This window comes from Streptococcus humanilactis (assembly GCF_019448275.1).
In the GTDB taxonomy this organism is placed as follows: domain Bacteria; phylum Bacillota; class Bacilli; order Lactobacillales; family Streptococcaceae; genus Streptococcus; species Streptococcus humanilactis.
This window is the reverse complement of sequence record NZ_JAHXBZ010000009.1, coordinates 1-7,031: the sequence shown is the minus strand read 5'-3', so window position 1 is coordinate 7,031 and position 7,031 is coordinate 1. Positions and strand designations below refer to the sequence as shown.

Sequence of the window (7,031 nt, the reverse complement as noted above, 5' to 3'; positions counted from 1 at the left end):
GCTGTAATAGCTGTAATAGCTGTAATAGCTGTAATAGCTGTAATAGCTGTAATAGCTGTAATAGCTGTAATAGCTGTAATAGCTGTAATAGCTGTAATAGCTGTAATAGCTGTGATGTCAAATATCCATCATAGTAGTTTTTATTGTTTTATTCCCAGTGGGAATATTGCTTTTAAATTTGATTTTGTGTTTTAACATCAGGAGGGACAATGGAAAATAAATCAAATTCACTCAATAGAATAAAGCGTCATCAACGTGAAAAGGTGTTGCGCTTTTCTATTCGTAAATATAGTTTCGGTGCCGCTTCAGTTGCTGTTGCAGCACTGATGTTTTTGGGTGCACGCGTTGCTAGTGCAGATACCGTAAGTGGAAGTAGTTCACAATCTACTGCGGGTGTAGTACAACCTAATGATAAGGGCGACTCGCCTGTGGGTATTAAGGAACCTACTGAAAATAAATCAGAAGTAGTCAATAAATCTTTAGAAAATAAAGAGACTGCAATTGTTGAAAATAGTAGCAATACGGTTGATAAAAGTCAGTTAAGAAAAGTAGTTGAAGAATTAAATGCTCTTCTTTCAACTAAATTAAACCTTGACGACTCAGTGCTTTCTTCTGTAAAAGAAAGAGTTAAGAAAGCTCAGGTATTACTAGATAAAGCTGATGCAGTTCAAAAAGATATTAATGAACTAAAAGAACTTTTGTCTACTGATTTAGCTACTTTATCTACGACTGTAAAAGAATCAAGTGATGTAAAAGAATCAAGTGAGGTTCGAGAAAGTAATACTGGAACTGAGGCTGAAAAACCAGTGAGCGAATCTTCTTCTGAAGTAAGAGCAAGCGAAGAGAGTCAAACTGTATCAGCTAAAAAAGATGCTTTGAAAGTATCTGTTGATCAATTGCAGGCAGCAATTTTAGAAGTTCCTGAACATGATACTACGAAAGAAGTTCTTGAAAAAGCCAATGAACTATTGGGATTGGCTCAAGGTGTTCTTCAAAATACTACAGTCTCTCTAACAGATGTTGAACAAATGAACAAACTTGTGAAGAGAATGTTTACTTCTGTTAAAAACGCTACAACACGTCTATCTTCAGGCGCTCGTGACCCGCGTAATGGTCAGAGAATGGCTCAAGGAACAGGATTTAGAGCAGATAGTGGACGTGTGGAAGGCGCGTTAAATAATGTAAAAGAGTATATATCAGAGCCTGCAGGACAAGGTTCGACAGTTGAAGGAAATCGTACCCGAACAATCGAAAAAGTATTCATGACAGCAAAATATAGTACGGAGGGTAATCAGAAATTTATTACTTACGATGTTTTCTTCCATAATGATGGTAAAGCATTGGGTGGGGATTTTGTTGGCGATGCCTTTTGGTTCTACCCACCTCGTGATCTTTTGTATAATGTTGGTAGCAATTATCCGGTAGGAGTTGTTTCTGATGCTTACTATGAACGCTATCAAAAAAAACCAGGAACAACAGGAAGACTTTCTGATAATCCTGATCATTTTACTCAAGTGGGGCCGAGATATATGGTCTCTCTAAGTGCAGGGAAAGTTCAGGATGACGGTTCACAAAGATTATGGGGCAGTGCAGGTGGTCTTTTTCAGTTTGATGGTGGTCCTTCTGGGAGAAATCGTAGTCAGGTACAACAAATGTTAAAACAATTACAAAATAATCCTGAGTTAAATAGTATCATTAGATTAGGCAATAATCCAAATGGGAGTCTTCCTGGTCCTTCTTATTCTCATCTATTAACTATATCAAAACATCAACATTTCGCTTATAAATATCACGTTAAGATGCGTTTAAGAGATGATGTTACTGATGCACAAGCCCAAAGAGCGGGTGCAATGGCTGTAAGCGCTAAAGCGGGAGGTGGAACAACTGCGTATGAAGCATATGTTTATGCTGCTACTGGAACAAGGTTGGTAAGTAAGCCAGATGCACAATTAAACCCAATTCAAGGATTGACTGTTACAAAAACAGTAGGAGACACTTTAGGAGATCCAGATGATCCTGCAAATTCAGGTTACGTTAGACATAAAGAGAGTAAACCATTCCCTGCAAGTATGAAGTGGAGTTGGCAAAATGGTGTCAAGCCAGCAAGTACAGCTACTACAGCTGGAGTATTCAAATATAAAGTAATTGCAAGATATCAAGATGGTACAAGTTCAGAGGATAAAGGTTCTGGTTCAGATGGTACAGTTACATTAAATGTTAAACCTAAAACACCTGTAATTGACCAAAATTCTGTAAATGAAAAAGCGGGCAAAAAAGGGCAAAAAGTAGTAGTAAATGTACAAAATGGAGTTCCTGATAATTCTACAGTGACATTATATAGTGGTAATAAAGTTATCGGAACAGGAACAACAAGTGGTCAAAAAGCTACTATTAATGTACCTGGAGTATTACCGTCAACAGAGATTAAAGCTAAAACAACAGTAAAAGATACTACAGTAGATTCAGAATTTAGTGCACCTGTAATTCCAACGCCTGAACGTGATACACAGCCTCCAACTGTGAAAATGACAAACCCAACAAATAACAGAGAGTTTGTACTAGGAAGTTCTGAAAATAACTCTCCAGAAGTTGAAGTGTTCAGAGGGGCTACTTTAGATATCCCGTTAAAAATGCACGACAACAATGCCAATGGGAAAATTAATATCAAACATATTAGTGGATTACCTAGGGGTGTTAATTTAAATCATGGAAATACTCTTACAACCAATAGTGGTTCAGAAACCAAACCTGCAACTGCAACTATTTCAGGAAGAGTGGCAACTGATGCTCATTTAGGAACTAATGTTGTTACCTTGAAAGCTTCAGATGATGCAACAGGAAATGTTGATAAAGGAAATCAATCTACACTGAAATTTAAAGTTAAAACATATGATTTAGCGTTTGAAGATCGCGGTACACCAGTTAATGATAATACTCGTTCTGATGTATTAGGACTTAAGCAGAGAAGTGCGGATCCAAATCATTACTTAACAACAACAGATGGAACGAATAAAGGAGACGGATATTTTGGAGCAGATATGAAATTCCGTTACCTAAACGGAAATGAAATCAGCGAACATGTTTCCTTTGACAAGATTGGAAAATACGATGTTAAAGCCAGAGCCTATTTCCCAAATAGTAAAACTTCTACAAAAGGATTACCAACAAATCCTACAACAGGATTAACAGGAGATACTGCTTCTGTAGCTGGTAGAGGATTTTTAGAAAAAACAATCGAGTTTAATGTTAAGCCAAATACTCCGACGCTAGCTCAAGAACAATTTTATGGTACGGCAGGTTCACGTCCAAGTGTGACAGTAGGAAATCTGCCAACGAGTGATCAATTGCAAAATGGATCGAATGTAACGGTAGAACTTTATCAAGGGACAACTAAGGTCGCTAGCAAGACTGTGACAGATAGAAATAGTACAACCACTTTATTTGCAGGAGACTTTACTGCTAACTTGAGAGAAGGGCAACCAGTTCATGCAGTAGTAAAAGTTAGCGGGGGACAAAATGCTACAGCTTATTCTGTAACTTCGGATAATAGTGCAGATAGAAACGTTACAGGAAGAAGTGTATTTGCTCAACCGGCTAATAAAATTGTTCAAATAAAAAAAGGTAATTTATCCGAAGAAGAAAAAACAGCCATTAAGAATGCGATTTTTGAAGCTAATAAAAATGGTATCTTAAGAGGTAAAACAGTAAATGACATTACCATTACGGACGCTGGTGTTATTCGTGCGGTGGATAAAGATAATAAAGTAGCAGAGCTAGAAGTAAATCCTACAACTGGAGTAGTGACTCGTTATGCTCATATTCGTGATGATTATAATTTGACATTTAAGAATAATGGAATCCTAGCTAATCGTCCTACTGACAAAGGTTTTGAATGGAGCCAAGATGGCAAGAGTTTAATTTATAAATTCGATGCAACGAAAGGTACTCCATTACCAATTAATGACATTTTGAACACTATTACAGCAAATCCGAAAAATCCGGATGCTAGTAGGCAACCTTCGTTAACAGTTGTTAATGGTACTGATAAAGTTGCAGGTGAAAGAAAAGAAAACGGTTATAAACATGAAGGTGGTTTCTTCTATCACAACAATAAACCGGTGAACGTATTAGATATTGTTCGTGATAATTTTGCCGGTGGAGGAACTGTCGATAATTCAGCAAATAAACTAGTAGAGACAAATCGTAGTGATGTTAATGATAGAAACATCGTCGGAACTAACTTAGAAAAAGGAACTACAACAATTCCAGTATCCAACGGTGCAGGAACAGTTACCATTAACACTCCTGTTGTGAAAGCGAAAGATGGATCGTCGTTAATTGTAAAACGTAAATTGTATTTGATGCCGAAATGGACAGATGCAGCATTGTTAGCGGAACGCAATACAACGTTAGAAAATAATACTAATGTTATCAATTTGTATTTTGTACCTGTTGATCCAATTAAGCCAGAGGTAGCCCGTTCGAATTCGAACAATTTAGCAACTTCAAGTAATCAAGCGACACGTTTAGCTGAAAATACATCGTTTACTAGTCTGGTTAAAGTAACAGATAATTACGATAAAGATGATGCGACGAATGCTACTACTAATACTGTTCGTAGCAAATTAAATATGTGGGTTAAAACGGGTAACACTAAAACGCTCATTGTAGAAAATGGAGTTGAAAAAACAGATGTTATTACACGTCTGAAAAAAGAAGTTACCCCAGCGACTTATGAAGTCTTTGCCAAAACAACAGACGCTTCTGGCAACAAGAGCCATGAGGATAATAGCGATGGTGCAAGCCTTGGTTTCTTTAAAGTTGGATATAACTTAGTTGCGCGTCAGACAATTAATGTTGTACGCGGGGAAACTTTGACACAGGCTGAATTGAATAAACTGGTTCAAGTTCGAGAAGGTAATACACTTCAAGATTTACCACAAGGCGCAACTGTCACAGCAGTGCTTGAAACTGCTAGCATAAGAAGTGGAAAAGAAGAGACAAAAACGGTAGAAGCGACTGTTAATTTCGGAGAAAATAGAACTCAAAAAATTAACTTGACTTATAAAGTTTTGAATACATTCCCAATTGCTCGTACACTTTATGATTTTAAAAATCCAGATACAGCACGTAGTGGTGGTTCATCTGTATATTATCATAATGGAGGAACTATTCCTGATGGGATGACTTGGATTTATAAAGCAAGTGATAATGTGGCACAACCTGGAGATAAATTTACAGAAGCTCTTGCAAAAGATCCGGTAGGAACTACGAATTATAAATTTGGTGGTAAGTATGACTATAGTAGAAATACAAATCGTCCAACCACAACAGGTAATTTAGAATATACTGAAACTGTTACTCATAAAGTGTTTGATGTAGAAGCAAATAGAATAAGAGTCACTGTTTCAAAAGGAGCGACTTTAACTGAACAAAATGCAAAAGATGCAGTAGCTAAGGTAGCTGGCTCAGAGGACTTACCGACTGGAACAACCTATGAATGGGTAAATGCTCAAGGTAATAAACAAACACTGATAGCAAATACTCCAGGTGTACAGAACTATAGAGTAAAAGTAACATTACCTATGTCTCAAACAGGGCAAAATCAGCCTGATGCGACACAAAAACGACCTTCTAAGATAATTGATGTTAAAGTCAATGTTAAGCCAGAAGCACCTACTTATGATACAACAATAAAACCAAAAGGTAGTATAGGAGTGCCAACTGTAGCTTCAACAGATAGAGAATTAACTGGTACAGGACGTCCAGGTGCTAAGATTAAAGTAACAGTACCAGGTGTACCGATTAATGAAGTTACAGTAGGTAACAATGGAAAATGGAGAGTAAGTCTTCCTAAAGGTTTAAATAGTAATCAATTAAATCAAACTCAATTAGTGCCACGTGATCAAGTCACTGTTACTCAAATTGTAGATGGTATTGAAAGTGATGCAACAAATGTGGCTGTATCATTAGGTGAAACTACAATTCAACCATCTGAAGAGAGAGGAAATAGCCTATTTGCGGGAGCTAAAAATATAGTAGTAAAAGCCCCACACGATGCAGGTATGGTTTATGTATCTTATACGGATAAAGCTACAGGAGCGGCACGTGAGATAGGACTAAAGCGTGAAAATATTAATAGTACATGGGTTTCAAATAAACCAACTCTAGGGGAGGTTAAGAATACAACAAAAGATGCATTTACGAATACAATCACTATTGAGATGAAAGAATCTATTGCAGAAGGAACTGCTAAAGCAATAGCTAATATCTCAGAAAGAAATTATTCAAGTGCAGTAGATTGGAAAACAATTCAAGTTACAAACCAAGCCCCAACCGTTACATCTGCAGTTGCAGGAAATGAAAAAGTATTAGAATTTGGCGAAAATATAGATCTTAAGACTTTAGTTACAAAAGCTGACTATGAAGATGATAAAGATGCAACACGTGGTACTAAAGTACGAACAGAGATTGTATCTGTAAATGGACAAAATGATGTAAAAGATATTAATTCTAGAAAACCAGGCACATATATTGTCAAATACAAAGCAATTGATAGTCAAGGTAAAGAATCAGGAGAAATACAATTAACGGTTAAAGTTAGGGAAGATAAACCAACACCACCAACAGCAACAGCACCAAGTGATGGAACAGTTACAGTAACGCCAACAGGGGATGCAGATAAAGTCACGGTTAATTACACTGATGAGAAAGAACAAAATAAAACTGTAACAGTAGTCAAAGATAAAAATGGAACATGGTCATCATCAGATAAGCCAGTAGGTGTAACAGTAGATTCAAGTACAGGGCAACTCCTTATTCCAGCTGAAGGTGTAAAAGATAAAAGTCAGGTAACAGCAACAGCTACGAAAGGTGACAGTCATCCATCAGAACCAACTACTGTGACGGCACAAGCAAAAGACTTCACACCAGTGAAACCAGATGAGAAGGTTGTTGTTCAAGACAAATCCCACTTAACTCCAGAAGAGAAAAAACAAGTGGAAGATAAGGTCAAAGCGAAGAACCCAGGT

General features: G+C 37.1%; 2 protein-coding genes. Both read left to right on the top strand.

Annotation, left to right across the window (positions count from 1 at the left end):
* The coding region (locus KV696_RS09380) for a hypothetical protein (RefSeq protein ID WP_219967511.1) at nucleotides 1-195 on the top strand (195 nt) is incomplete at its 5' end.
* A 14-nt stretch (nucleotides 196-209) separates the two neighbouring features.
* A partial coding sequence (locus KV696_RS09375; RefSeq protein WP_219967510.1) for a YSIRK-type signal peptide-containing protein occupies nucleotides 210-7,031 on the top strand: 6,822 nt, incomplete at its 3' end.